Origin of the sequence: Lysinibacillus sp. NPDC097195 (genome assembly GCF_044762075.1) — a bacterium.
GTDB lineage: Bacteria > Bacillota > Bacilli > Bacillales_A > Planococcaceae > Lysinibacillus.
On record NZ_JBIWDP010000002.1, the window covers coordinates 273639 to 299442 of the forward strand.

Here is a 25804-nt window from a genome sequence, read left to right on the forward strand (position 1 = left end):
TAGTTTTTATTTTAATAATTTATTTACTGAAATTGAGAAAGACGAGAAAAGAAATTCGTGACGAAGTCTAAAAATATTTTTTCAGATGGAGCAATTTCTCGATTTACAGGTGAGATAATACCAACTGTTCTTGGAATAATAGGTGATTCAATCGGCACTTTAATAGTAAAACGTGCTGCTGAATCGTATAGAGAGCTTTCGGGTAATAAGCTGACACCAATACCAGCGGCCACCAATCCTTTTAAGGCATCTAAGTCTTCCCCTTCAGAGATGACATTTGGTAGGAAACCTGCTGCACGACATGCATCCATCGCCACTTTATGCAAAATATAGCCATCTGGAAAAAGGACGAAAAGGTCATTACGTAAATCGGCCAGCTGAATACTTTCGCGTTTTGCTAAAGGATGGTTTGCTGGCAATAAGGCTGCAATGTTTTCGGTGAATAAAATGGTTGATTGTATCGCTTCGTCCTTCGGTGGAAGCGGACCTAAAAATGCTAAGTTCAGTTCACGGTTTTTAACGGCATCAATTAAAAAACGATATGAGCCTTGCCGCAGTTGGAATTGCAATTCGGGGTATTCACGCTTGAAGGCGGAAATAACAGTTGGCAAAACATAGCTTGCTAAGCTAGTTGGAAAGCCAATTTTAATCGTACCTTTAGCGGGATCTAAATATTCCTCTACTTGTTTCGCTGCAAAATCTATTGCTTTTAAAGCGGTAATTGTATGTTCAAGAAATGTTTTACCTATCGGTGTTAATTTTACATTTCGGCCAACGCGTTCAAAAAGCGGTGTACCTAATTCATCTTCTAAGTTAGCAATTTGACGACTAATTGCTGATTGGGCAACGTGAAGATGTTCGGCAGCCTCAGAAATATGCTCACGCTCTGCAACCTCTACAAAATAACGTAATTGACGTAATTCCACTAAATATTCACCTCTATTAATCGAAAAATACGATTGCTTATATTTTAATTATATAATATTTAATAGATAAAAAGACTGAAAAATTAGCATAGTGCAAAATAAAAGGAAGAAAGATGATAAACAACACATGAAGTCGGTTAAATTAGCAAAATAAGTCTATAGAGAACGCGAGGTTCCTACTAGTTTTGTTAGTAATTTGAGAGTTTAGTCTTGTAAAATAAGTTCGAGGTGGAGATTTATGATAAAGAAGGGAATCAGTTGGCTGCTTATCATTTTAGCAATTGCCATGTTAGCTGGTTTAACGTTTAACGATCAGGAAGCGACTAATACTAAGTTGCAGGCGAAAGATGGGCTATTAGATCTTTCGGGGATTTCTAGAAATGAAAAAGTCATTGCCCTCTCTGGAGAATGGAAGTTTATAGGGGGTAAATATGTTGAGGCAAGTCATTTCCCACAAAATGCAACGTTGGAAAGGGTACCTGGTTCTTGGAGCGAGGATGTCCAGTATGGAACGTATCAGCTCAAAGTTGAATTACCTCCACATTTCGAAAAAATAGGTCTCCGTGTGCGAAATATTTGGTCTGCACACCGCCTTTTTATAAATGGTAAAGAACTTGCGTCTTATGGCACTCTTGGAACTGAAAAGGAGGGAGCTATAGCTAGTAATCCAGTGTATGAATTATATTTTACACCTACAACAAAATCACTGACGATTACATTGCAAGTAGCTGATTTTTTTAATGCCCGGCATGGCATTATATTTCCGATTGATATCGGTGTTGCAGAGACGATAGCTAATGATGTCGTAAAAGATGTAAATTTAGAAAAAACAACAATTATTATTTTATTTATTTTTTCAATCTTTCACTGTAGCTTGTATTTATTAAGAACAAAAGATAGAGCGTTTTTTTATAGTGCCGTGTACTTCTTTACACTTGCCTTGCTCGTATCAACGCGTGGAGAAAGGACGCTTTTTCGAGAGTTTCCAAATATATCATTTGAACTGTACTTTCGATTACAAGATTTTATCACCTATATAAATGCTGTTACCCTATTCTTTTTCTTTGTTTATACGGTTGAAACGATGGTCAAGCGCCGAACAGCAATACTATTGACGCTCCCTCTTATTTTATACGGACTAGGATCACTGCTATGTCCGGCAAGGTCATTATCATCTTTACAATATATCTTTTTTGGTTACATAAATGGCTTGGCTCTCGTTATTATCGCTAGATTAATTTATTTATGTTTCGCTAAAAATACGAAGATTCCTAATAATGAGTTAATCATACTGAGTGCATCAGTGTTTTCACTCTTTATTTTTTCGTTAAGTGGTGCATTTGATCAGCTATTTTTCTCAGGGAAAAATATTTTTAATCGAATGGGTGTGCTATTTTTTATTTTAGGAATGAATGTCTTTTTAGCAATGCGACTCATTAATCGGACGACAGAAGCAGAGATTTTTAGTGAACGGTTGGAAAAAGCTACGATTGGTAAAGATTCTTTTTTAGAAGTCACAACAAAGGAACTCGAGCAACCACTTTATCATGCGCTGAACGTCACAAAATCATTATCAGCACAGCGAGCTTTAGTGGAACATCAATTGTTGGAACAACAACTTGAACGCTTATTATATTTAGTGAATGATTTAAAGGATTTTACAAAAATTCGTTTTCAGGATTTTCAGATAGATGTCCTTCCGGTAAATGTTCAAATGATTATTCAACATGTCGTTAAAATGCATGAACGTACGATGGAAAAAGCAAATATTAAATATTATATGCATGCAGATAGTCAACTCCTTATACTGGCAGATGAGCAAAGAATGGGCCAAATTGTGTATCGTATAGTCGAAACGGCTATTGCGCATGCAGGTAATGGCGAAGTAGTCCTTAGTATAATGCGTCTTGGCGCAGATGTCAGAATAGCAGTGGAAGGTACAGGGCCAGATATTATTGAACAAATTGCCGCAGATGTCACAGGGCAATCTATTGGCAAGGCAATTATAGAACAAATGGGAGGCTCCTATTCGGTCGATTTATTACATGATGGCATTCGCTTTTTAATAACATTGCCTTTTGGTGGCTATGAAGAAAAACAACTAAATAAAACGAACGTTATACTGCCATTGTCTTCTCCGACAATGAATGACCATTTACCAACTTTATTAATTGTCGAGGATGATGTAATCCATGCTGACGTGCTCCAAAGCCTTCTGCAGCAGCATTACGCCATTTCTTTAGCGCATAATGCTAAGGAGGCATTTCAATCAATCCAACATAAAAAGCCAGATTTTATACTAATTGATGAAGTGATGCCAGGGATGGATGGCTTAGTGCTCACGCAAAAAATAAGGCAACAATATAGTTATATGGATTTGCCGATTATTATGCTAGTAGCAAATGAATATCCTACAAATATTTCACTAGTACTTGAATCAGGTGCAAATGATTTTATTCGTAAGCCTGCTTCGAAAGAAACGTTATTAGCACGCTTATCTACCATTTCTTTAACGAAAGAAGCGATAACAAATGCGATAGAGCATGAGATGGCATTTCTACAAGCGCAAATTAAACCACACTTTTTATATAATGCACTGAGTAGTATTATTTCCTTCTGCTATACGGATGGAGATCGGGCAGGCCATTTATTAACGATGTTGTCCACGTATTTACGGTATATTTTTGATTCTGGTAAGGAAGGTTTTCGCGCAACACTTGAAAAAGAACTGGAAATTATACAAGCCTATGTGGAAATTGAACAAGCTCGATTTGGTGCTAGACTAAGTGTTATTTTGGAAATTGATGAAGCTATTGATACAGCAAAAGTTGAGGTTCCGAGTTTGCTCATTCAGCCACTCGTAGAAAATGCCATTCGTCATGGGATTTTTGAAAAAGAAGGAAATGGCAATGTTCTTGTAAAAATCATAAAAGAAGAAAATTTCATGCTCGTTCAAGTTGTGGATGATGGCGTTGGGATGACGACAGAGCAAGTAGCTAATTTAGCAATGGGAAAAAATATTAGCTCAAATGGAATAGGATTTACGAATGTTTTGCGTCGCGTAAAAGAATTACCGCATGCTACGCTGACCATACAATCTAAAGTAAATGAAGGAACAACAATGATTTTAAAGCAACCTTTAAAGGAGTATGCCAATGTGGAACATTATTATGGTAGAAGATGAAGAGCCTATTCTAAACTTACATAAACGGTTACTGGAAAAGGATGGTCTTTTTAAGGTGATTGCCACCTTTACTTCACCGATCGAAGCAGCAAAAGAACTTTCAAAAATCCAAGCCGATGCTATTCTTTTAGATATTGAAATGCCTAAATTGAATGGCTTAGAGCTAGCGATAAAGCTAGTAGAGGAAGGGATCGATGTACCAATCGTTTTTTCAACAGCATACACCAAATATGCCGTTGATGCTTTTCGGGTACAGGCGCTCGATTATGTTTTAAAGCCGATGACACCGAATACTGTCCTACAATTAGATGAACGACTTGCAAAATATTACGGTCGTCAGAAACAGCATGCTATTGCGAAGTTAGAAGTCCGTCTTAGAGGTGATGCAGGAACACGGATGAATGGTCAAGCTATTAAATGGCGCACAAAAGTAACGGAGGAATTGTTCTATTATTTGTTACTGAACGAAGGAGCAGTTGTTTCAAAATATCGCATTTTAGATGATATTTGGCCCAATCTTGATGAGCGTAAAGCATTAGCAAATCTGTATAACACGATTTATCGATTACGCCAAATGTTTAACGAGCTTGAAGTACCTATTCAAATTGAACGCATCAATGATGGCTATGAAATGAAAACAAATAATGCTGTTATGCTGCAAATGCCAAACGATCCTGATTCATTCCTCCTTGAATCAAAGGGCTATTTATGGGCTTATAAAATAAGTTAATTTCTTTAGTAAGAAGTGAAAATAAAGCTAGGCAAAAGAAAAAAAGTGATAGATTGATTGCCGTCAATCTATCACTTTTTTGTTACCGTTTTTGTCTGCTACGGCGGTGCTTTCAGCAGTAGTTACCGCCTGCGCTACCATTAACTAGAGTTTGTCTACTTTTTTACTTATTGCAAATGAGTGAATCGCTGAGGTCATATTCATATTGCATAGTGAAAATTTATTAAAGACTTTCTGGCTTCTGAGATGTAAATACAAAATTATGTAGACTCGCATTGCTGCAAAATTTTAAACAATATGAGCGTGCTAGTACTCTATAATTTTATTTCTTTATAATGATTCCATTTTAATGAAATAGGATATAGTATAGATATGGTTGTTTGTGCATATTTGTCACAAAACCGCTACAATTAACGCTTTATGCGAGGTTTCCACTATGTAGCTAGATGAAATCCATTCTCATTTAGGGATATTTTATTGAAAATAGACTTTATTGATTCTCAATGTCACTTTCGTTTAGTAATAAACTGAAAATGCTTACAAAGTCTTTATATTTCAAGATTTCCTTATAGAAAAGTGAAAGTGGTCAAAATGGTTTGCATAGAGAACGATTTTCAGTTAAGATTAGAATGATGATAATTAAGGAATGGTTGCCCATTCACAGAACACACTATGGAGGTATTTTCATGTCAACTTTAGTAATTAAAGATCTTCACGTTGAAATCGACGGGAAAGAGATTTTAAAAGGCGTAAACCTTACAATTAATACAAATGAAATCCATGCAATTATGGGACCAAACGGAACTGGTAAATCAACACTAGCTTCTGCAATTATGGGACACCCTAAATATGAAGTTACTTCTGGTACAGTTGAACTTGATGGTGAAAACGTACTTGAAATGGAAGTAGATGAGCGTGCACAAGCTGGCTTATTCCTAGCTATGCAATATCCATCAGAAATCGCTGGTGTAACAAACGCTGATTTCTTACGTTCAGCAATTAATGCACGCCGTGAAGAGGGCGACGAAATTTCATTAATGAAATTCATTCGTGAATTAGATAAAAATATGGAATTCCTTGAAATGAACGAAGATATGGCACAACGTTATCTAAATGAAGGTTTCTCAGGTGGTGAGAAAAAACGTAACGAGATTCTTCAATTAATGATGATTAAGCCAACGTTCGCTATTTTAGATGAAATTGACTCTGGGCTTGACATTGATGCATTAAAAGTTGTTTCTAAAGGTATTAATGCAATGCGTGGCGAAGGCTTCGGCTGCTTAATGATCACGCACTACCAACGTCTACTTAACTACATCACACCAGATCATGTACACGTAATGATGCAAGGCCGTGTAGTAAAATCAGGTGGCGCAGAATTAGCACAACGTTTAGAAGCAGAAGGTTATGACTGGATTAAAAAAGAATTAGGTATCGAAGAAGAAACAGAAGAACAAGAAGCATAAGAAGGAGGACGAATTAGCATGACAGTGGAACTTAACTTGCCTGTAACAGTACAGGACGTGCGCTCGTTCTCAGAAGCTAACGGTGAACCAACTTGGTTTGCTGAGCTTCGTACGGCAGCACTAGACAAAGCAGCTGGTTTAGATATGCCAAAACCAGATAGAACAAATATTACAAAATGGGATTTTATGAATTTCCCAAGTCATTCAGTTGTCAGTGAAAAATACGCTTCACTGGATGAACTACCAGAAGAGGCACGAGGCTTAATTAACCTTGAGCAAGAAAACCTATATATTCAACGCAACAACACACCAGCGTTTATAAAAACATCACAAGAGCTTGCTGATAAAGGTGTTATTTTTACAGACATGCTAACGGCTGTACGTGAACATGGTGAGCTTGTACAAAAATACTTTATGACAGAAGCAGTAAAAGTTGATGAACACAAATTAACTGCTCTTCACGCAGCACTTGTCAATGGAGGCGTATTTGTTTACGTACCGAAAAATGTTGTAATCGAGCAACCTTTACAAGTTGTGTTTTTAAATGACAATGCAGAAGCTTCACTATATAACCACGTATTAGTCGTAGCTGAAGCAAATGCAGCTATTACGTATGTTGAAACATATATTTCAACAGTTGAAGAAGCAAAAGGTCAAGCTAACATTATTTCAGAGGTTATTGTCCAAGATAATGCACAAGTTATTTACGGTGCGGTTGATGTACTTGCTAAAGGTTATACTACTTATGTAAATCGTCGTGCTCGTTTAGCGCGTGATGCAAAAGTAGATTGGGCACTTGGTTTAATGAATGATTCAGATACAATTTCTGAAAACATTACACACCTTGTTGGTGACGGTTCTCATGCTGATACTAAAACAGTAGTTGTTGGTCGTGGAGAGCAAAAACTAAACTTTACAACAGAAGTTCGTCACTGGGGTAAAAACTCAAATGGTCACATTTTAAAACACGGTGTGATGAAAGATGCAGCACAGTCAATCTTTAACGGTATTGGCTACATTGAACACGGTGCTACAAAAGCGGATGCGCAACAAGAATCACGTGTCCTTATGCTTTCTGAAAAAGCACGTGGCGATGCGAACCCAATTCTTTTAATTGACGAAGATGATGTAACAGCAGGACACGCAGCATCTGTAGGTCGAGTAGATCCACTACAACTTTATTACTTAATGAGTCGTGGTATCTCGAAAGCAGAAGCAGAGCGCCTTGTTATCCATGGATTCCTTGCGCCAGTTGTTACGCAATTACCAATCGAGGGCGTTCAAAAGCAACTGACGGAGGTTATTGAAAGGAAAGTTCGCTAATGATCAATAAAGACATTAAAAGCTATTTCCCAATATTAAATCAACAAGTCAATGGTCATCCACTTGTTTACCTTGATAGTGCAGCAACATCTCAAAAGCCTAGTCAAGTAATTGAAGCAATCAAGCATTACTATGAATTCGATAACTCGAATGTTCACCGAGGTGTGCATACATTGGGAAATCGTGCGACTGACAAATACGAGGGTGCTCGTGAAAAGGTGCGCAACTTCATTAATGCGAAATCGACAGAAGAAATTATCTTTACTCGCGGTACAACAACTGCGTTAAATACAGTAGCTTCGAGTTATGGTCGTGCAAATGTTGGGCAAGGTGATGAAATTGTTATTACACAGATGGAGCACCATTCCAATATTATTCCTTGGCAACAACTTGCTAAAGAAAAAAATGCAACATTAAAGTACATTGATCTTGAGGCAGATGGCACACTTGATCTTGAAAAAGTTCGTGCGACAATTACGCCGAAAACAAAAATCGTGTCAGTTTCCATGGCATCGAATGTTCTCGGTACGATTAATCCGATTAAAGAAATTGCACAAATTGCACATGCAAATGGTGCCGTAATGGTAGCAGATGCTGCACAAGCTGCACCGCATATGAAAATAGATGTACAAGATTTAGATGTAGATTTTTTAGGATTTTCAGGACATAAAATGTGCGGACCGACTGGAATAGGTGTACTATATGGTAAAAAAGAGCACCTAGAAAAGATGGAGCCAATTGAATTTGGTGGCGAAATGATCGACTTTGTTGGACTGCATGATTCAACGTGGAAAGAATTACCGTGGAAATTTGAAGGTGGTACGCCTATTATTGCAGGTGCAATCGGTTTAGGTGCTGCTATTGATTTCTTAAATGAAGTAGGGTTAGATAATATTGCACAGCATGAGCATAAGCTTGTAGGCTATGCAATGGATCAGCTTGAAACAATTGAGGGACTGAAAATTTTTGGACCACGTGATCCAATGAAACGTTGTGGACTTGTTACATTTAACTTAGATGATGTACATCCACATGATGTAGCGACAGTTCTTGACATGAACGGTATTGCTGTTCGTGCAGGTCATCACTGTGCACAGCCACTAATGAAATGTCTCCAACAAGTAGCGACAGCGCGCGCAAGCTTCTATCTGTATAATACGGAAGAAGATATTGACCGCTTAGTTGCTGGGTTGCGTACTGCGAAGGAGTATTTTGGCGATGTCTTTTAATAATTTAGATCAACTATACCGTTCAGTTATCATGGATCATTATAAAAATCCGCGCAATAAAGGATCTTTAGAAACAGATGCTGTAACAATAGATATGAACAATCCGACTTGTGGCGACCGCATTCACTTGACGCTTAAAGTGAACGATGGTGTTGTAGAAGATGCGAAATTTGACGGTGAAGGCTGTTCGATTTCGATGTCTTCTGCATCGATGATGACACAAATTATCAAAGGGAAAAAAGTAGAAGAAGCATTAGAGCTTGCTGATATTTTCTCAAAAATGATGATGGGTGAAGATTATAGCGACAAATACGACCTAGAGGATGTCGAGGCACTGCAAGGTGTTTCACAATTCCCTGCACGAATTAAATGTGCAACATTGGCTTGGAAAGCAATGGAAAAAGGCGTAAAAGAATAATAATTCGTGAACGGAGGAGAAATAATGGCTAAAAAAATGCCGGATATTGGCGATTACAAATACGGATTCCATGACAAGGACGTATCAATTTTCCGTTCAAAACGTGGTTTGACTGAAGAAATCGTCCGTGAAATTTCAAATATGAAGCAAGAGCCTGAGTGGATGTTAGAATACCGCTTAAAAGCGCTTGAAACTTTCTATAAAAAACCAATGCCTCAGTGGGGTGGCGAACTTGGCGATTTAGATTTCGATGAAATTACGTACTACGTAAAACCATCTGAAGCTACGCAAAAATCTTGGGATGAAGTACCTGAAGAAATTAAAGCTACATTCGATAAATTAGGTATTCCTGAAGCAGAACAAAAATATCTTGCTGGTGTATCTGCTCAGTACGAATCTGAAGTAGTATATCACAATATGAAACAAGATTTAGAAGATCTTGGTATTGTATTCAAGGATACGGATTCAGCTTTACGCGAAAATGAAGATATTTTCAAAAAATACTGGGGTAAAGTAATTCCTTACACTGACAATAAATTTGCTGCGTTAAACTCAGCAGTTTGGTCAGGTGGTTCATTTATCTATGTGCCACCAGGTGTCAAAGTTGAAACACCTTTACAAGCTTACTTCCGTATTAACTCTGAAAACATGGGTCAATTCGAACGTACGCTCATTATTGTTGATGAAGGCGCACATGTACACTATGTTGAAGGATGTACAGCTCCTGTTTATACAACAAACTCTTTACACTCAGCAGTAGTAGAAATTATCGTCGAAAAAAATGCTTACTGCCGTTATACAACGATTCAAAACTGGGCGAACAACGTTTACAACTTAGTAACAAAACGTACTGTTGTTGAAGAAAACGGTACGATGGAATGGATCGATGGTAATATTGGTTCTAAATTAACGATGAAATACCCAGCTTGTATCCTTAAAGGTGAAGGCGCTCGTGGTATGACATTATCCATTGCATTAGCAGGTAAAGGGCAACACCAACATGCTGGAGCAAAAATGATTCATATGGCACCTAACACATCTTCTACAATCGTTTCTAAATCGATTGCGAAACAAGGTGGTAAAGTAACATATATGGGTCAAGTACGTTTCGGTCCGAAAGCAAGTGGGGCGCGTGCTAACATTGAATGTGATACGTTAATCATGGATAACCAATCTACTTCGGATACAATTCCATACAATGAAATTTTAAATGATAATGTTTCTTTAGAGCATGAAGCGAAAGTTTCAAAAGTGTCGGAAGAACAATTATTCTACTTAATGTCTCGTGGTATTTCTGAAGAAGAAGCAACTGAAATGATTGTAATGGGCTTTATCGAACCATTTACGAAAGAATTACCAATGGAATATGCAGTAGAAATGAACCGTCTCATCAAGTTCGAGATGGAAGGTTCTATCGGCTGATTTTTTGTTGATGTGCATGCGACTAGAGCTATTTTAGCTTTAGTCGCTTTTTATATTTGTTGAAAGTGTATGCTATCATTATGTACATAAGGAGGGAGTCACTTGATTCGAGTAGGGTTAACAGGCTGGGGCGATCATCCTTCGTTATATAGTAGTGTGACTGCCTCAAAGGACAAATTATTCGATTATGCAGGTCATTTTTTAACCGTAGAATTAGATACTTCTTTTTATGCGATACCATCAGTGGAGAATGTTCGTAAATGGTGTGCGCAAACGCCAGACTCATTTCGTTTTGTAATAAAAGCCTATCAGGGAATGACCGGTCATTTACGCGGAGAAATTCCTTTCGAATCTAAAAACGATATGTTCAATGCTTTTATTGACTGTGCAAATGAATTTAAACGTCATGGTAAGTTAGCGATGGTCTTAGCACAATTTCCACCATGGTTTGATTGTCAGTCGAAAAATGTACAATATTTATTGTATATTAGGCAACAATTAAAAGCATTTGATGTAGCGATTGAATTTCGCAATCAGACATGGTATGCACAGAAAGTTGTCCAACAAACGATGGATTTTTTAAAGGAACATCAATTTATCCATACTATTTGTGATGAACCGCAAGCTGGTAGTGGTTCTGTGCCCTTTTATCCTGAAGTAACGGCCAATAAGGCACTTGTCCGTATACATGGACGCAATATTCACGGTTGGCGTAATACGGGAAATGCAGAGAACTGGCGCAAAGTTCGTTTTTTATATGACTATAATAAAGAAGAACTACAGCAAATCGGCGAGCATGTTCAAAGGATAGAGCCTAACGTACAAGAGCTCTTTGTTTTATTTAATAATAACTCTGGCCAGCATGCCGCGAAAAATGCCAAGGAACTACAGGCATTACTAGCCCTCCAAGATAGAGGTTTAGCACCAAAACAATTAAATATGTTTGAAGGAGAACTATAATGGAGTTTATTCTTTTAATAGTAATTGCACTACTATCCGGGCTAATTGGCTCGCTTGTAGGTCTAGGTGGAGGGATTATTTTAGTACCGGCCACTTTATTTGTTGGTATAAATCTTGGGATGATCCCAGAAATTACACCACAAAAGGTCGTTGGGCTATCTGTTGTAATGATGATCTTCACCGGTTTAGCATCAACATTAAGCTACATGAAATCCAAAACAGTAGATTATAAAAGTGGATTTATATTTTTTCTAGGCAGTATTCCGGGGACGATGGTAGGTGCATGGGTCAATAAAGGATTGGATTTACCGTCATTTAACTTATATTTTGGCATATTGTTAATCGTCATATCGGTAATTTTACTTATCCGAGATAAATTGAAGCCAGTACAATGGTTTGTGAAAAATGGTACACAACATCAATTTGTAGATGTTGAAGGGAAAACGTATGTGTACGGCTATCCAATTTGGTTTGCGTTATTATTTTGCTTTACTGTTGGTTTTGCTTCAGGCTTATTTGGCATCGGGGGTGGTGCGTTAATTGTGCCTGCAATGATAATTTTATTTTTATTTCCGCCACATGTTGCCGTGGCCACATCGATGTTTATGGTATTTCTAAATTCGATTATTAACTCCGCAAGTCATATTTATTTAGGAAATGTTCCATGGCTGTATACAATTCCTGTTATTCCTGGTGCATACATCGGGGCAAAGCTTGGGGCAGCGCTAAATAAAAAAATTAAATCAGATACACTTGTCCTTGCACTGCGAATTATTTTATTATTATTAGGAATTCGTTCCATTATAGAGGGCTTATTGTAAAGAAGAGGTGGCTTGAATGCTGGAAAAAATTCATATTTTTCATACAAATGATTTGCATAGTCATTTTAAGTATTGGCCGCGCATGGCAAGCTATGTCAATACACAACGGGCTCATTTGGCTGCTTTAGGTGAAACTAGCTTTCTAGTTGATGTTGGGGATCATGTAGATAGATCGAATATCTATACGGATGCTACCGTTGGGAAGGGCAATGTGAAACTATTAAATAACGCTGGTTATGATGTGGTGACAATCGGTAATAATGAAGGCATTACATTATCCCATGAAGAGCTATTTCATCTATATGATGATGCGCGATTTGACGTTGTAGTAGCGAATGTTACAGCAGCTAAAGGAGAAAATCCAGCATGGTTAAAGCCATATGTTGTAAAAACGTCGAAATACGGAACGAAAATTGCTGTGATTGCTGCAACCGCGATGTTCGAGATTTATTATAAAGAATTGAACTGGCATATTGAAGATGCACGAAGCTCGCTTATTCGCTTAACGCACCAACTGCGTCAAGAAGTAGATATTGTTGTTTGTCTGTCACATTTAGGCATTACTGAAGATGAATTATTAGCGGAGGAATGCCCAGAAATCGACGTTATCTTTGGTTCACACACACATCATACACTACCAACTGGTAAGTACGTTAATGGGGTATTGCTCACTGGCGGAGGAAAATTCGGACAATATACGGGACATTTAGTGGTAGAATATGATAAAAAAACGAGGGAAATTGTTGAAAAAAAGGATACTTTAATTCATAATAAGGACTTGCCAATTGTTGAAAATGAAAATGAGTTTTTACTATCTTTAGAAGAAGAAGGTAATCAATTATTAGACAAGCCCGTTTTTTTAACGAAAAAAGCGTACAATAAGGAATGGTTCCATTACTCGCAATTATCACACTTATTTGCACAAGCGATTTTAGAAAAAAGTGGTGCGGATTGTGCGTTATTTAACGCAGGCATATTTTTAGAAGGTCTTCCAAAAGGAACAGTTACCGCGCTTGATTTGCATAAAATTTTTCCTCACCCGATTAATTTATGTACAATTGAATTGTCCGTTTCGGAAATGAAGGAAATTTTCCAGCAATCTAAAAATGAAGAATGGCCGAATATGGAGCTTAAAGGTTTAGGGTTTAGGGGCGTTATTTTTGGCAAGATGCTAACGTATGGCTTTACGATGAATGAAGATCGTCAATTGCTCATTAATGGACAAATAGCAGATAATGAGCGTACTTATACATTAGTAACACTTGATTTGTTTACGTTCGGTTATTTTTATCCAAGCTTTAAATATGCAAAGAAAAAATATATTTTACCTGATTTTTTACGCAATATTATGTTAGAGTACGGGCAAAGTTTCTTTAAGCTATAGATATATAAAATGCTTTAAGAATGGATTGGGGAAGAAGTCATGCGATTAATTTCAATCGATGTATTAAAAGAAGGAATGGTATTAGGAAGAACCATCTGGAATGAGGCAGGTCATCCACTTTTAAAGAAAGATGTTGTCATTAATGAACGTATTATTGAGAGACTTCAACAGTTGAATACGCATTATTTATATATTGATGACAAAATTTCTGAAGGGATTGAAGTAAAGGAAACGGTTCCTCCTGATGTCCGAAATAAAACAATCTCAACCATTAAAGATTCTTTCCAATCCTTAAATGGTTTAAGTACAGTGAATGCCTCTTATATACTTGATCAGCAATCGAAAGCGATTGTGACGATTGTCGATGAACTACTTTCAGCTGTTACAGGCAATGATGAAATTTTAACGATTTTAACAGATGCTTATTTATTCGATGAATACTTATATCAGCATTCTTTTCATGTAACCTTATATTCAATTGCTATCGCGAAAGAATTAGGGCATTCAGCCGAGGATCTACGTTTAATTGGGATTGGTGCCTTATTGCATGATGTTGGAAAGATTATGGTGCCGAAAGAGATATTAAAAAAACCAGGGCGATTATCGCATGAGGAATTTGAAATGATGAAAATGCACACTCGTTTTGGGTTTGATTTATTACGTAATTTACATTCCATTTCCTTACTGGTTGCACATTGCGCTTTTCAACATCATGAACGCATCGATGGAAGTGGCTATCCACGAGGTTTAGTTGATTTTGAAATCCATCCTTTTGCCAAAATTATTGGCGTAGCGGATGTATTTGATGCGGTGACGACTAACCGTGTATATCGTGAAAAAATGCTTCCTTCCCAAGGGCTTGCGATTGTAGAAGCGGGCTCAGGTACCCTTTATGATGCGCGTATTGTCGACGCATTGAAAAGATCGGTTGTACATTATCCGAATGGCTTAATCTTAAAATTATCAGATGGTCGTCGAGGAATAGTCTCAAAACAAAATAATTTGGATTCCTCCTTGCCATGGATTCGAATTTTTGAAGAACAAGATGAATTACTCACAGCGACCTATGAAATCAATTTAGTGGACTATCCAACTGTAACAATCGATAGTATTGAAACCGATTATGTCGTACCATCGAGAGTCGTATAATTTGCTCCTCCTGTTCATACGTTGTAGAACAGGAGGAGATTTTTTTGTTTATCCCTCGAAAAAGGATGAAATTGCGAACGAATAACAAAAGAGGTATACAGCTAAATCGTTTAACCTTACTAATTGTTGCAAGTATCATTTGTATTGTACTTTTTCTTTATTTCTTAAATGAGCGGCTGAAGCCAACCTATTTGGAGTATGCGGAAGTACAAACGAATAAAATTGCATCGTATGTTGTCAGTAAAGCCATTAATTCACGTACTTCTAACGTATTAGACGTTAATGATATAATCGAAGATGTACCATCTGGTACGTCCGTAACGACAAAATTTAATACGGAAATTATCAATAGAGTACGTGCAGAAACATTGGAGCTTGTAAAAATGTATTTAGAGCAGGCTGAACATGGAGAATTGTCCCATTTACCTGACTTAGATAATGTCGAATATGATGTCAATAAAATTCAACAAGGGGATGGTATTGTTTTTTTCGTCCCGCTCGCACAGGCAGCTGATTTACCTTTGCTCGGCAATTTGGGGCCGAAAATACCAATACGTTTTCATGTAATTGGCAATGTCCATAGTAATGTAACTTCTGACATTAGGGAATTTGGTATTAATAGTGCTTATGTGGAAGTAGGAATTCATATAGAAGTGAATGTCCAAATAATCGTCCCATTTGCCAGCAAATCAACGACAGTATCTCAAGATATCCCAGTAGCAATGGGATTAACGAGAGGTCCAGTACCAAATATTTATACAAATGGCGGAGATGCCGTACAGCCATCTATCGAAGTGCCAGTACCTTATCAGTAGAAATGTTAAATTGAGAGTAAATGCTAGTTGTTGCCGTTCGTGTAATATGATACATTGACAACAGTGATGGTAGATAATATTCAACAAAAGATAACTTTGATAGGGGCGAATTTGTATGACATCCTGTAAACCTACTAGCAATGAAAAAGAACAACATGTAAGAAAACCGGATTGGTTAAAAATTAAATTAAACACGAATGATGAATATAAGGGTTTAAAAAAGCTAATGCGTGAGAAAAACCTTCATACAGTATGTGAGGAAGCACGCTGTCCAAATATTCATGAATGCTGGGGTGAGCGCCGTACAGCAACAATGATGATTTTAGGATCGGTTTGTACACGTGCTTGTCGTTTCTGCGCGGTAAAAACAGGTTTACCAAATGAGTTAGATCTTGCAGAACCAGAACGTGTTGCAGATTCTGTCGCAATTATGAATTTAAAGCACGTTGTAATTACAATGGTAGCACGTGATGATTTAAAGGATGGCGGTGCAGAAGTATTAGCTGAAACAGTGCGTGCGATTCGCCGCAAAAGTCCTTTCACGTCTGTCGAAGTTTTACCTTCTGATTTAGGTGGTTTGAAGGAAAATCTTCAACTTTTAATGGATGCTAAACCAGATATTTTAAATCATAATATCGAAACGGTACGCCGTTTAACGCCAAGAGTACGTGCGCGTGCAAAATACGAGCGTTCTTTAGAATTCCTTCGTTTAGCTAAAGAAATGCAACCTGACATTCCAACAAAGTCATCATTAATGATTGGCTTAGGTGAAACGCATGAAGAAATTTTAGAGGTAATGGATGATTTACGTGCGAACAACGTAGATATTATGACAATCGGTCAATATTTACAGCCAACGAAAAAACATTTACCTGTAAAAAAATATTATTCACCAATTGAATTTGGAAAACTGCGCAAAATTGCAATGGAAAAAGGCTTTAAGCATTGTGAGGCGGGCCCACTTGTACGCAGTAGTTATCATGCCGACGAGCAAGTGAATGCTGCAACGAAAGAACGACAATTGCAAGCTGAAGTATAATAGGAAAAGTTAGACGAGAAAGGTGGTGTCACTTTGATAATTATCGATGGATATGAATATGAAGTAGTTGAAGATTACCGCGAAGCTTTTCAAGAAGAAGCATTTAAGGAACGATATTCAGATATTTTAGTCAAATATGATTATATTGTAGGCGACTGGGGCTATAATCAGCTCCGTTTAAAAGGTTTTTTTGATGATAAAAATCAAAAATCTACGTTTGATACGAAAATTAGTACGCTTCAAGATTACCTATATGAGTATTGTAATTTTGGTTGCGCCTATTTTGTATTACGCAAATGCGGTAAAGTGATTTTGCAACCAGACGTTGTAATAAATGAAGCAACCGAAGTGACAGAACCAACTGACAATGAACAGATAATCGAATAACAATTATGACCTGATGCCATGTTTGCATCAGGTTTTTTTATTTTAGAGCGTTTAACTATTTGAGCGTACAAGATTCATGTTTCTAAATGTTCTTTTTCGACTTCATTTTTTCTAGCCCATCAATTAGAATACCGATACTAAATAATATCCATCCTATTGCAAAAGAGTATTTAAAATAAAAAGAGCTACTATAGCCTAGTTGGTAAACTAGACCAATCAAAGTGAGGATAACACCAATAATAAAAAAGCTATTCCCAATTTTCATTCATAGCGCCTCCTTGTTGTTTAATTGTTGAACTTTTCCCTATTTCGTCCATCAATTGAAATCCATAATTTCCTATCTACTGAAGTTTACTATACATGCATTGATAAGTTGAGCCAAAATGGGGAACGATATAAAAGATTTGTATGAAAGAAAGATGTGATGACTATAAAAACAGCCGTATTTTTGGACCGTGATGGGGTTATTAATGAAGTATTGACTAAAAGAGTGAAATTTGTGAATAAGCCTCAGCAACTGTTTTTCTTACCTGGTGTACCGCAAGCGATAAAAAAGTTAAACGAGTTTTTTGATTATGTATTTGTTGTAACCAATCAAGGTGGTGTTGGATTAGGCTTTATGAAAGAAGAACAGCTAAAGAACATCCATGTCCATATGGCAAAAGAATTAAAGAAACAAGGTGCAATCATTGATGAAGTTGTCTATTGTGCGCATAAACCGAAAGCTGGCTGTGCGTGTCGTAAACCAAACAGCAAGTTAATTGTAGACCTCGCTGAAAAATACAATGTGGATTTAGCAAAATCCTATATGGTGGGGGATACAGATACAGATATCATTGCAGGAAAAAGGGCAGGTACAAAGGGCGTTTTTCTAGGTAAACATGATGCGCTAGCAGATGCCGTATTTCCCGACTTATTACGAGCTGTTGACTGGATCATAGAAGATGCACATGGTCCTTATCGTAATCAAGTATAAATCTGTTGAAAAAGGATAATTTAAAAATTGGAGGTGATAATGATGGCTAACGACAAACAGAAGAAAAAAACATTAGACCGTGAAGAATATGGCTACGGCTTTGATATTAGTGTGGATGATTTAGCTGTGATTGGGCAAAATAAACAAGCTAAAAAACAAAATGATAATGAAAACAAAAACAAACCACATAATAAAGACAACCCTTCAACTTTAAATAAATAACGATGTCTGGGTTGTCCTTCTCATACCGATAAGATTTCCACAAAAAAATTTCGCTAAATATTCCAGTGGGCTGCTCATTTCCGTACTTACGACGAACGGATGTCACAAGGAAATAGATAAGCGGAATTTTTTTGTATGGTAATCTTAATTTAGTAATTCTCGTAAGTATTCACGCAGTTCTACCGTATCTTCTTCAGAACGATTGTATACGTGCTCAAGGTAGCCGGGTTCTTCTACATCGTCTGGCCCAATAATCGCGAAGCGGCCAAATTGAATATCCATTACAAGTACTTTGCCGAAAAAGCGGCTAGATTGTAAAATAGCTAAGTCGTAGCGCAATTTTTGTCCTGCGAAACTAACAAAGCGGGTTTTTGTATCTTCTACATCATCATATAAGAAAAAACGTTCCATCTTTTAATCTCCTTCCAGTCCTATAGATATGGTACTATAGAAGAGAAAAGACTATCAACTTTAAATGATTTGAATGGGGGCTTTCCTTGTGTATTTTGTAGATCGTAATAAAATCACAACAAACTTACAGTACTTAGATAAACTATTAGCTATTTTTGAGGCAGAGGATAACTGGCTTCAAAATGATATTTCGAAATTAGCTCTTGAACGAATCGGTCATAATGTGATGGAATCAATGATGGATGTAGGTAACTTGATGATTGATGGCTTTATTATGCGTGATCCAGGTAGCTATGAGGATATTATTGATATTTTAATCGATGAAAAAGTCGTGTCATCTGACATGGAAGCATCGTTAAAAGCCGTTGTAGGCTTGCGTAAAATGCTCGTTCGTGATTTTGTATCTGTAGACATTACTGAAGTTGTGAATGTTCTAACGGCAAGCTTACCTGCTTTAAAGCAGTTTGCACCAGCTGTGAATAGCTACTTAACAAATGAGTTAGGTCCCGTATCAGCATTTTTACCTGAGGATCATCAATGAAAACCTATAAGGCATACTGCTTTGATTTAGATGGTACAGTTTATCGCGGTAAGGAGGGCATTCCTTCTGCGGTTGCTTTTATACAACGTTTACAGCGACAGGGAATTGAGCCGTTTTATGTGACCAATAATTCCTCTAAAACAAAAGAGCAATTACAAGAGGCTTTACGAGCTATTGGCGTAGAGGCACCACTTCATCATATTTATTCCAGTGCTTTAGTAACGGCAAAGTATGTAGCGCTGAATTATCCAGGCAAAAAAGTAGCGATGATGGGATCCGATGGAATTAAGTTGGCGTTGTTAGATGAAGGAATTGATCCTGTAGAAAACGAGCCAGATGTATTTGTAATGGGCATAGATCGCACATTGGATTATATGGCATTAGCAAAGGCTACAATTGCTGTGCAAAATGGCGCTGTATTTATCGCGACAAATCAAGACATTAAATTTCCAACAGAGTACGGATTTTTACCCGGAAATGGCTCCTTTGCACGTTTAGTCGGAGAGGTAGCAGGCGTCGAGCCGATTTACATCGGAAAGCCGTCCCCTGCAATGCTTGACGTTATTGCCAAAGAGCATCGTTTTACAAAAGATGAGATGGTGATGATTGGTGATAACTATGATACAGACATTATGTGTGGAATTCGTTTTGGCTGTGATACAATTCATGTCAACACAGGCGTCACACCGACTAGTGTTGTTCTAGAAAAAGAACAGCAACCAACTTACTTAGTAGAAACGCTAGCTTAACATGAAAATAGCGTTTGTCATAAACAAAGGACGTTATACCAATTTAAGGTATAACGTCCTTTTTTATATGTGTAATGTTTATTCGTTCGGACTCGACATCCATATTACCATAATGGATTTTCTTCGATAAATTGATATATAGCTTTTGTCAGCTCATCAGGAGAAGCCGCTTCTACTAAATCTCCATTTACAATTGCGTAAAAGGATTCGGAACACTTCGTACAGTAGCTGAGGCAGCCATATTCCAAAACGTCGATATTCGGATCGCGTTCGAGTATTTCATACGTTTTTTGTGAGCCATTTGCTAAATTACTTACACAAAATTCAACCATTGGATTCATATGTTCACCTCACCATTGTTATGCTACTCGCTTTTAGTACGTTCGTCAATGTTTTAACGTAAGTCAATAAAGCTAAAAGTAGTTCCTTAGATGTTTGCAATCGCCAGCCATCTTTGATGTGAAATGTTACTGGCAATGTCACATCTATTAAGCAGTACTTTTCATGCATGCTTATAAAAAATCTGGATGCACAAAGCTCGAGGTGTAATCGATCTTGTATGAAATGTTGTTAAAAAACGCAAATAAGGTATCAATATTGTGAAATCCTTCACAAAAAATGCAAACTTATATTGTGAAACTTCTCACAATCGGTTATACTCAATTGTGGATACTTTGTGAACAATTATTATTAGATACATTAAAGGAGACTATTATGGGGAAATTAGTACTTTTAGGTGGCGGCTACGGCAATATGCGTGTCATGCTTCGACTTTTACCAAACAACTTACCTTTGGACACGGAAATTGTGTTAGTAGATAGAGCACCTTTCCATAGTTTAAAAACAGAATTTTATGCATTAGCAGCAGGGACTTCGACAGACAAAGAAATTCGTGTAAGTTTCCCGGAGCATGAGCGTTTAACGGCTGTGTATGGTGAGGCCGTTGGCATTAACCGTGCAGAAAAAGTAGTCATTCTAGAAGATGGGCAACGTATTGAATATGATGATTTAGTAATTGGTCTAGGCTGTGAAGATAAATATCATGGTGTACCAGGTGCAGAAGAGTACACATACAGCATTCAGACGATGGCTAAATCACGTGCAACATTCCAAGCGTTATGTGGTTTACCAGCGGGCTCAACTGTCGGCATTGTTGGTGCTGGTTTAAGTGGTATTGAGCTAGCGAGTGAACTGCGTGAAAGCCGTGCTGATTTAAAAATTAAACTATTCGACCGAGGTTCACGTATTTTAAAAGACTTCCCTGAGAAGCTTAGTAAATATGTGAAAGATTGGTTTACAAAACATAATGTAGATGTCATAGCAAATTCTAATATTACAAAAGTAGAACAAGGTAAAATTTTTAATCATGAAGAGGAAATTCCGCTCGACACAATTGTATGGACTGCAGGGGTACAGCCCGTTAAGCTTGTGCGTGATCTGGATGTTGAAAAAGATCGCCAAGGTCGTCCAATTGTGACACAGTACTTTAATGTGTTGGACGATGAGCATGTCTATGTTGTAGGTGATTGTGCATCTTCAGATTTTTCTCCAAGTGCACAATTGGCAGAGGAACAGGCAGAGCATATCGTTAAAGTATTACGTATGCGTTGGAAAGGTGAGCATTTACCTGAAAAAATGCCTGATATTAAACTTAAAGGTTTCATGGGTTCGTTAGGGAAAAAACAAGGATTCGCTTACCTAGCCGATACAACTGTCACAGGTCGTATTGCTCGTTTAATGAAATCAGGTTTACTATGGATGTATAAATATCAAAATGATTAATATATTGCGCTCATAATGTTAAGCAAACAATAATAAATAAAAAAAAGGGGATTGCTCAAAGCCACAGCTTTTGAACAATCCCTTCCTTCTATCATTAAACAGTTTCGTCTGGTGTAAAGCCAAGGTTTTCAAGTGCAGTGAAAACAGGTTTTAATTGGATATAGCCTTCTCCCACGATTTCATCATTAATTAGTACGAGCGGATAGAAAAATTCATCGTCTTGAATACGTGTAGCATAATTTTGATCACGTTCATTCTCAATTGGACCTTCAATATCGACATAACGAATAGCATAAGCTTGGTCTGGATATTTTCGATCAATGGCAGCTTGTAGCCACTCATATGTATCCTTAGAAGATGGAGCATTGACACAGCTAGCACAGATGACAGCTGTGCCGTAAATTTCGATAATTGGTTTTGATTGACCCATAGTATTTTTTCTCCCCTGTATTCTATATTGGATTTTTTCTGTTGCTAACATTATAATCATTATAAGGAAAGGAGTCGAGACAAATGGCAGAAGCAACAATTAACGACCAAGTTCAAGAAGTATTAGATAAATTACGTCCCTTCTTACTACGTGACGGTGGAGACTGTGAATTAGTAGATGTAGAAGATGGTGTTGTAAAACTACGTTTATTAGGTGCATGTGGTAGTTGCCCTAGTTCTACGATTACACTAAAAGCAGGTATTGAACGTGCATTATTAGAAGAAGTTCCAGGAATTATTGAAGTAGAACAAGTTTTCTAATCATTGCCGATAAAAAGTTCTAGCTGATATTCCGGCTAGAACTTTTTTGTTTACACTTGTCGAGCTTTCTCCTCACGAATTAGGGTCCATTGTTCCTTAGCCATATCGATAATTTTCGCTTCACCACCATGGCTTTGCTTTTCGATAACTTTCGAAAAGAAGCGCGTCGCATTTTCGATATCACCAATTCGACGAGATAATTCAGCAATCATATACATAATGCGAACATCTGACATTTGTGTCGCACTATAATCCTCATTAGAATAGGACTCCATATAAAGATCACGAGACATTTTCATAAAACGCTCCTCTTGACCGGTGTTATTTAAGGAGCGGTATAGCCAAGCAAGTCGTAGCGTCAGACCTGCTGTCGCGACAAATTTTTCTTTTTTAATGGAACCACATAAAAATGCTAATTTATAAGCTTGGATGGCTTGGAAGATAGTACGTTCACCTTTGAAATCATGGTGTATCCATTTTTCAGTAATTTGCGTCTTAATATCTTCTTGTACGCCAGGCGCAAAATATTTTGTGAAATCTTCAGTAAAGGAGAAGCCACAATGCTCACAAACGAAAACATTGTAGTAAAGAGCGTTGACATCGTCTGCATATATCGGCTGAAAATCGGTTTCTGTATGATCTACTTTTATAAATTTAGAGCGTACTTTTAAGGTTGGAAATTCTTTTTTACAATTAAGACATTGAACTTTCTTTTCGTAATACGGTGAAATCTCCATAATATTTACCTCTTTCATCGATGTAATTATAACTATTATACCAACCCGTATTTTTAAAACATGAATAAATTATACTAATTAAGTGAAAAAATCGGGAACTTTACTAATATTCTACTTGGAGCTGAATGTTTGTCATACAATAGTCAAAATTGATATGATAAGTAAGAAGGAAGGTGATTGGGATGACAAGTTTAAAGCAAGTAATAGAAGTAACGGAAGCTGCAGTATTTCATATTAATGAAATGATGGAGCATAATGAAGAACGAGGTTCATTTTTACGTGTAGTTGTCAATGGTGGCGGATGTAGTGGTCTATCGTACGGCATGCATTTTGATAAAGAGAAAAAAGAAGACGATTTTGAAGATGTACAACATGGTTTAACAGTTCTTGTTTCCCGCGAAGATGCGCCTATTTTAATGGGAACAAAAATTGACTATAAACAATCGCTAATGGGCGGTGGCTTCACCATCGATAATCCAAATGCAATTGCATCTTGCGGCTGTGGCACAAGCTTTAAAGCTGCAACACGTGAAGGTACGCCTGAGGTTTGTGACTGATAGAATGAACGGACAGTAGAACGTCATGCTTACGTATTTATACCGACTATGTGTTAGTTGGTTTTTATCGGATATTTGAATATTAACGCTAAATTGCGCTTTCTTACGTATTGAAAAACGATACGGAAGGGAGCGCTTTTTTTATGTCTGAAAACCGTTCTATAAAGCGACGTAGAGCAAGAGTGGAGAATCGTGAAAATGAATCGATTTCGACCGTTCATAGAATCGGACTGTCTGACGCATGGAATTATTTCATTACAGCTAAGATTGGCGAAGGAATCCGAAGAAGGACGCAAGAGGATTACTCGAATACCTGGCGGTATTTTACCGAGTGGCTATTCGAAGCTGACTATAAAGTTAGGTATGTAAACGAAATTACTTCGACAATGTGCCGTGATTACATTCGTTATTTAACGGAAGAAGCACCGCGTTTTAAGAATCATAAATTCATGAGCGGTGATTATGGCAAAGGTTTATCGTCTGCAACTATTAATATGCGGATTAGAGCTTTAAAGGTTGCCTTTAATTTTTGGAAGGCGGAAAACATGGTGCGTATAAGTCCGATGGATAATATCAGATGCCAAAAAGATGATGTAGATAAAATTGAATCGTTTACAGATGAACAAATTGAGGCATTAATAAACGCCTGCGATCAACGTACTTATGTAGGTTTCCGCGATTATGTTTTTCAAATTTGTCTACTGGATACAGGAATGCGAATGAATGAATTGCTTTCGATAACACCCGAATCAATTGACGTTAAGACTCGTTGTATTCATTTGGGTGCGGAATTTAATAAAAACCGCCGATACCGAGTCGTGCCGATTTCGCAGGATACATTAAAACTTCTATTTGAGTTGGTAGACGAGAACAAGCAGCATTTTCCGGAATCAAAACGTATCTTCTTATCTTGTTACGGTGAAGAAGTGCGGGATACGCAGATGAATAAGCGGTTGAAGTATTACGGAGATGTTACCGGAGTTGGTAAAGAAATTAGAAGTACCGCGCATACCTGGAGGCATACGTTTGCCCGCAATTTCATCTTAAATGGTGGTGATCCGTATACGCTAATGCGAATTTTAGGCCACTCAAGTATTACCATGACTCGTAGGTATGTGCAGATGACTGACGGTGATATACAGGTTAAACATTTTGAGTATTCACCTTTAAGGAAATTGAGAACAAAAATACGTAAATAGAAAAGAAAAAGCCTAGCGCTCGCAACGCTAGACCTTAACTTAATACGACTAACACTAAAACGTTTCCCGACGCAAGTGTTTTATTAGGCTTCATTATATCCGAAAAAATCGGTTGATGCAAGTTCTGTTAAATTCGCTCTTTTTCAGTGTTAATCCGTCTTGGTGGCCCACTAACAGACGTTAAAGACACTGGAAAGGTTTGTCGTACCGATGCACAAAAGCGACTATATCACAGGTCAAGCCGTTTCCTTGTTTACGGTTGTGATGAAGGCGCGCATCTGCCAATTGAAAAGGTGCGGTGGATTATCGGCTGTTACGGCAGGGTAATCGCACTCACGCGGACAAGCTTCACGACAACCGCATACGCAGGACGATAATTGCGTAAGAGTGTGACAGACGAAAGTCTGCTACGAAACAAGGCGACGAGCAACCTCAATGATACTCCATGACGTTGAATGATCGCGTAGTTACTTTATGTCTATTCCTCTTTTTTGAGTTTTAGATATAAGGTAACAACTTTCTCCGATTTCCTAATTTCATCAGCCATTCTGTTGAAAAATCGGGCTCGTTTGTCAACCTTATTTTATTAACTATTCTTCAAATAAGAATTAGTTGGTTATTCAACAC

General features: G+C 37.5%; 28 protein-coding genes. 22 read left to right on the forward strand and 6 right to left on the reverse strand.

Features of this window, described 5'->3' with window-relative positions; all coding sequences use genetic code 11:
* Window positions 1-23 precede the first annotated feature (23 nt).
* Window positions 24-926 carry a glutamate biosynthesis transcriptional regulator GltC gene (gene gltC / locus ACIQXI_RS14795; RefSeq protein ID WP_402926296.1) on the reverse strand — a complete coding sequence of 301 codons (903 nt, stop codon included), beginning with the start codon at window positions 924-926 and terminating at the stop codon, window positions 24-26.
* 238 nt (window positions 927-1164) lie between these two features.
* Between gltC and ACIQXI_RS14800 the strand changes: the two genes are divergently transcribed.
* The 14 genes from ACIQXI_RS14800 to ACIQXI_RS14865 all read left to right on the forward strand — a co-directional run bounded on the left by ACIQXI_RS14800 (window position 1165) and on the right by ACIQXI_RS14865 (window position 17253).
* Entirely contained in the window at window positions 1165-4110 is a 2946-nt protein-coding gene (locus tag ACIQXI_RS14800) for a response regulator (RefSeq protein ID WP_402926298.1), read from the forward strand.
* On the forward strand, window positions 4082-4840 hold the full coding sequence (locus ACIQXI_RS14805) for a response regulator (RefSeq protein ID WP_402926300.1): 759 nt from the start codon (window positions 4082-4084) through the stop codon (window positions 4838-4840). Before ACIQXI_RS14800 ends, ACIQXI_RS14805 begins: the two co-directional genes overlap by 29 nt.
* A 686-nt stretch (window positions 4841-5526) precedes the next feature.
* Complete coding sequence (gene sufC / locus ACIQXI_RS14810) at window positions 5527-6306, forward strand: Fe-S cluster assembly ATPase SufC (RefSeq protein WP_370635669.1); 780 nt, start codon at window positions 5527-5529, stop codon at window positions 6304-6306.
* A gap of 18 nt (window positions 6307-6324) precedes the next feature.
* Window positions 6325-7629 carry a Fe-S cluster assembly protein SufD gene (gene sufD / locus ACIQXI_RS14815; protein ID WP_402926302.1) on the forward strand — a complete coding sequence of 435 codons (1305 nt, stop codon included), beginning with the start codon at window positions 6325-6327 and terminating at the stop codon, window positions 7627-7629.
* Window positions 7629-8858, forward strand: a complete 1230-nt coding sequence (locus tag ACIQXI_RS14820) for a cysteine desulfurase (protein WP_402926304.1) — start codon at window positions 7629-7631, stop codon at window positions 8856-8858. The genes sufD and ACIQXI_RS14820 overlap by 1 nt, the downstream gene beginning before the upstream one ends.
* Window positions 8848-9276 carry a Fe-S cluster assembly sulfur transfer protein SufU gene (gene sufU, locus ACIQXI_RS14825; RefSeq protein WP_402926306.1) on the forward strand — a complete coding sequence of 143 codons (429 nt, stop codon included), beginning with the start codon at window positions 8848-8850 and terminating at the stop codon, window positions 9274-9276. The genes ACIQXI_RS14820 and sufU overlap by 11 nt, the downstream gene beginning before the upstream one ends.
* 24 nt (window positions 9277-9300) lie before the next feature.
* Window positions 9301-10698, forward strand: coding sequence for a Fe-S cluster assembly protein SufB (sufB, locus tag ACIQXI_RS14830; RefSeq protein ID WP_402926308.1), 1398 nt, complete (start codon window positions 9301-9303; stop codon window positions 10696-10698).
* A 102-nt stretch (window positions 10699-10800) separates the two neighbouring features.
* Window positions 10801-11658: a DUF72 domain-containing protein gene (locus ACIQXI_RS14835; protein WP_402926310.1), complete on the forward strand. Its 858-nt coding sequence runs from the start codon at window positions 10801-10803 to the stop codon at window positions 11656-11658.
* Window positions 11658-12479 (forward strand): sulfite exporter TauE/SafE family protein, encoded by an 822-nt coding sequence (locus ACIQXI_RS14840; RefSeq protein WP_402926311.1) that lies wholly within the window; start codon window positions 11658-11660, stop codon window positions 12477-12479. Before ACIQXI_RS14835 ends, ACIQXI_RS14840 begins: the two co-directional genes overlap by 1 nt.
* 16 nt (window positions 12480-12495) lie before the next feature.
* Window positions 12496-13863, forward strand: coding sequence for a bifunctional metallophosphatase/5'-nucleotidase (locus ACIQXI_RS14845; protein ID WP_402926313.1), 1368 nt, complete (start codon window positions 12496-12498; stop codon window positions 13861-13863).
* Window positions 13864-13902: 39 nt separating this feature from the next.
* Window positions 13903-15012, forward strand: a complete 1110-nt coding sequence (locus tag ACIQXI_RS14850; RefSeq protein ID WP_402926316.1) for an HD-GYP domain-containing protein — start codon at window positions 13903-13905, stop codon at window positions 15010-15012.
* Window positions 15013-15077: 65 nt separating this feature from the next.
* A complete protein-coding gene (gene yunB / locus ACIQXI_RS14855) occupies window positions 15078-15827 on the forward strand; it encodes a sporulation protein YunB (RefSeq protein WP_402926512.1) in 750 nt (249 codons plus the stop codon).
* 115 nt (window positions 15828-15942) lie between these two features.
* Window positions 15943-16866: a lipoyl synthase gene (gene lipA, locus ACIQXI_RS14860; protein ID WP_402926318.1), complete on the forward strand. Its 924-nt coding sequence runs from the start codon at window positions 15943-15945 to the stop codon at window positions 16864-16866.
* 33 nt (window positions 16867-16899) lie between these two features.
* Window positions 16900-17253, forward strand: coding sequence for a YutD family protein (locus ACIQXI_RS14865; protein WP_402926320.1), 354 nt, complete (start codon window positions 16900-16902; stop codon window positions 17251-17253).
* 82 nt (window positions 17254-17335) lie between these two features.
* Here ACIQXI_RS14865 and ACIQXI_RS14870 read toward each other — a convergent pair whose 3' ends face one another.
* A complete protein-coding gene (locus ACIQXI_RS14870; protein ID WP_402926322.1) occupies window positions 17336-17518 on the reverse strand; it encodes a hypothetical protein in 183 nt (60 codons plus the stop codon).
* 165 nt (window positions 17519-17683) lie between these two features.
* Between ACIQXI_RS14870 and ACIQXI_RS14875 the strand changes: the two genes are divergently transcribed.
* Entirely contained in the window at window positions 17684-18229 is a 546-nt protein-coding gene (locus tag ACIQXI_RS14875) for a D-glycero-alpha-D-manno-heptose-1,7-bisphosphate 7-phosphatase (RefSeq protein WP_402926515.1), read from the forward strand.
* A gap of 42 nt (window positions 18230-18271) precedes the next feature.
* Entirely contained in the window at window positions 18272-18451 is a 180-nt protein-coding gene (locus ACIQXI_RS14880; RefSeq protein WP_402926325.1) for a hypothetical protein, read from the forward strand.
* A gap of 144 nt (window positions 18452-18595) precedes the next feature.
* Here the strand turns inward: ACIQXI_RS14880 and ACIQXI_RS14885 are convergent, their stop codons facing one another.
* On the reverse strand, window positions 18596-18862 hold the full coding sequence (locus ACIQXI_RS14885; RefSeq protein ID WP_402926329.1) for a DUF3055 domain-containing protein: 267 nt from the start codon (window positions 18860-18862) through the stop codon (window positions 18596-18598).
* 88 nt (window positions 18863-18950) lie between these two features.
* On the opposite strand from ACIQXI_RS14885, the gene ACIQXI_RS14890 reads away from it, so the two are divergent.
* Both ACIQXI_RS14890 and ACIQXI_RS14895 read left to right on the forward strand, forming a co-directional pair.
* Window positions 18951-19403, forward strand: a complete 453-nt coding sequence (locus ACIQXI_RS14890; protein WP_402926331.1) for a DUF86 domain-containing protein — start codon at window positions 18951-18953, stop codon at window positions 19401-19403.
* Entirely contained in the window at window positions 19400-20152 is a 753-nt protein-coding gene (locus ACIQXI_RS14895) for a TIGR01457 family HAD-type hydrolase (RefSeq protein ID WP_402926333.1), read from the forward strand. The genes ACIQXI_RS14890 and ACIQXI_RS14895 overlap by 4 nt, the downstream gene beginning before the upstream one ends.
* A gap of 104 nt (window positions 20153-20256) precedes the next feature.
* On the opposite strand, the gene ACIQXI_RS14900 is transcribed toward ACIQXI_RS14895, so the two are convergent.
* On the reverse strand, window positions 20257-20493 hold the full coding sequence (locus tag ACIQXI_RS14900) for a YuzB family protein (RefSeq protein WP_337980526.1): 237 nt from the start codon (window positions 20491-20493) through the stop codon (window positions 20257-20259).
* A 373-nt stretch (window positions 20494-20866) separates the two neighbouring features.
* Between ACIQXI_RS14900 and ACIQXI_RS14905 the strand changes: the two genes are divergently transcribed.
* Window positions 20867-21934, forward strand: a complete 1068-nt coding sequence (locus ACIQXI_RS14905; RefSeq protein WP_402926335.1) for an NAD(P)/FAD-dependent oxidoreductase — start codon at window positions 20867-20869, stop codon at window positions 21932-21934.
* Window positions 21935-22028: 94 nt separating this feature from the next.
* Here the strand turns inward: ACIQXI_RS14905 and ACIQXI_RS14910 are convergent, their stop codons facing one another.
* Window positions 22029-22364, reverse strand: a complete 336-nt coding sequence (locus tag ACIQXI_RS14910) for a YuzD family protein (RefSeq protein WP_402926337.1) — start codon at window positions 22362-22364, stop codon at window positions 22029-22031.
* Between the two features lie 83 nt (window positions 22365-22447).
* On the opposite strand from ACIQXI_RS14910, the gene ACIQXI_RS14915 reads away from it, so the two are divergent.
* Window positions 22448-22684 (forward strand): NifU family protein, encoded by a 237-nt coding sequence (locus tag ACIQXI_RS14915; protein WP_024364841.1) that lies wholly within the window; start codon window positions 22448-22450, stop codon window positions 22682-22684.
* Between the two features lie 50 nt (window positions 22685-22734).
* Here ACIQXI_RS14915 and ACIQXI_RS14920 read toward each other — a convergent pair whose 3' ends face one another.
* A complete protein-coding gene (locus ACIQXI_RS14920) occupies window positions 22735-23421 on the reverse strand; it encodes a DUF2225 domain-containing protein (protein WP_402926339.1) in 687 nt (228 codons plus the stop codon).
* A gap of 182 nt (window positions 23422-23603) precedes the next feature.
* On the opposite strand from ACIQXI_RS14920, the gene ACIQXI_RS14925 reads away from it, so the two are divergent.
* Entirely contained in the window at window positions 23604-23978 is a 375-nt protein-coding gene (locus tag ACIQXI_RS14925) for a HesB/IscA family protein (RefSeq protein WP_402926342.1), read from the forward strand.
* 143 nt (window positions 23979-24121) lie between these two features.
* Window positions 24122-25177 carry a tyrosine-type recombinase/integrase gene (locus ACIQXI_RS14930; protein ID WP_402926344.1) on the forward strand — a complete coding sequence of 352 codons (1056 nt, stop codon included), beginning with the start codon at window positions 24122-24124 and terminating at the stop codon, window positions 25175-25177.
* Window positions 25178-25804 lie beyond the last annotated feature (627 nt).

What these genes read in the sequence shown, in the direction of transcription:
- sufD (WP_402926302.1), top strand. Translation starts at nt 6,325, where the DNA reads ATGACAGTGGAACTTAACTTGCCTGTAACAGTACAGGACGTGCGCTCG.
- lipA (WP_402926318.1), top strand. Translation starts at nt 15,943, where the DNA reads ATGACATCCTGTAAACCTACTAGCAATGAAAAAGAACAACATGTAAGA.
- ACIQXI_RS14820 (WP_402926304.1), top strand. Translation starts at nt 7,629, where the DNA reads ATGATCAATAAAGACATTAAAAGCTATTTCCCAATATTAAATCAACAA.
- ACIQXI_RS14915 (WP_024364841.1), top strand. Translation starts at nt 22,448, where the DNA reads ATGGCAGAAGCAACAATTAACGACCAAGTTCAAGAAGTATTAGATAAA.
- ACIQXI_RS14885 (WP_402926329.1), bottom strand. Translation starts at nt 18,862, where the DNA reads ATGGAACGTTTTTTCTTATATGATGATGTAGAAGATACAAAAACCCGC.
- ACIQXI_RS14805 (WP_402926300.1), top strand. Translation starts at nt 4,082, where the DNA reads ATGTGGAACATTATTATGGTAGAAGATGAAGAGCCTATTCTAAACTTA.
- sufU (WP_402926306.1), top strand. Translation starts at nt 8,848, where the DNA reads ATGTCTTTTAATAATTTAGATCAACTATACCGTTCAGTTATCATGGAT.
- yunB (WP_402926512.1), top strand. Translation starts at nt 15,078, where the DNA reads ATGAAATTGCGAACGAATAACAAAAGAGGTATACAGCTAAATCGTTTA.
- ACIQXI_RS14925 (WP_402926342.1), top strand. Translation starts at nt 23,604, where the DNA reads ATGACAAGTTTAAAGCAAGTAATAGAAGTAACGGAAGCTGCAGTATTT.
- ACIQXI_RS14920 (WP_402926339.1), bottom strand. Translation starts at nt 23,421, where the DNA reads ATGGAGATTTCACCGTATTACGAAAAGAAAGTTCAATGTCTTAATTGT.
- ACIQXI_RS14905 (WP_402926335.1), top strand. Translation starts at nt 20,867, where the DNA reads ATGGGGAAATTAGTACTTTTAGGTGGCGGCTACGGCAATATGCGTGTC.
- ACIQXI_RS14900 (WP_337980526.1), bottom strand. Translation starts at nt 20,493, where the DNA reads ATGAATCCAATGGTTGAATTTTGTGTAAGTAATTTAGCAAATGGCTCA.
- ACIQXI_RS14910 (WP_402926337.1), bottom strand. Translation starts at nt 22,364, where the DNA reads ATGGGTCAATCAAAACCAATTATCGAAATTTACGGCACAGCTGTCATC.
- sufC (WP_370635669.1), top strand. Translation starts at nt 5,527, where the DNA reads ATGTCAACTTTAGTAATTAAAGATCTTCACGTTGAAATCGACGGGAAA.
- ACIQXI_RS14870 (WP_402926322.1), bottom strand. Translation starts at nt 17,518, where the DNA reads ATGAAAATTGGGAATAGCTTTTTTATTATTGGTGTTATCCTCACTTTG.
- ACIQXI_RS14930 (WP_402926344.1), top strand. Translation starts at nt 24,122, where the DNA reads ATGTCTGAAAACCGTTCTATAAAGCGACGTAGAGCAAGAGTGGAGAAT.
- sufB (WP_402926308.1), top strand. Translation starts at nt 9,301, where the DNA reads ATGGCTAAAAAAATGCCGGATATTGGCGATTACAAATACGGATTCCAT.
- ACIQXI_RS14880 (WP_402926325.1), top strand. Translation starts at nt 18,272, where the DNA reads ATGGCTAACGACAAACAGAAGAAAAAAACATTAGACCGTGAAGAATAT.
- ACIQXI_RS14800 (WP_402926298.1), top strand. Translation starts at nt 1,165, where the DNA reads ATGATAAAGAAGGGAATCAGTTGGCTGCTTATCATTTTAGCAATTGCC.
- ACIQXI_RS14840 (WP_402926311.1), top strand. Translation starts at nt 11,658, where the DNA reads ATGGAGTTTATTCTTTTAATAGTAATTGCACTACTATCCGGGCTAATT.
- ACIQXI_RS14895 (WP_402926333.1), top strand. Translation starts at nt 19,400, where the DNA reads ATGAAAACCTATAAGGCATACTGCTTTGATTTAGATGGTACAGTTTAT.
- ACIQXI_RS14845 (WP_402926313.1), top strand. Translation starts at nt 12,496, where the DNA reads ATGCTGGAAAAAATTCATATTTTTCATACAAATGATTTGCATAGTCAT.
- ACIQXI_RS14850 (WP_402926316.1), top strand. Translation starts at nt 13,903, where the DNA reads ATGCGATTAATTTCAATCGATGTATTAAAAGAAGGAATGGTATTAGGA.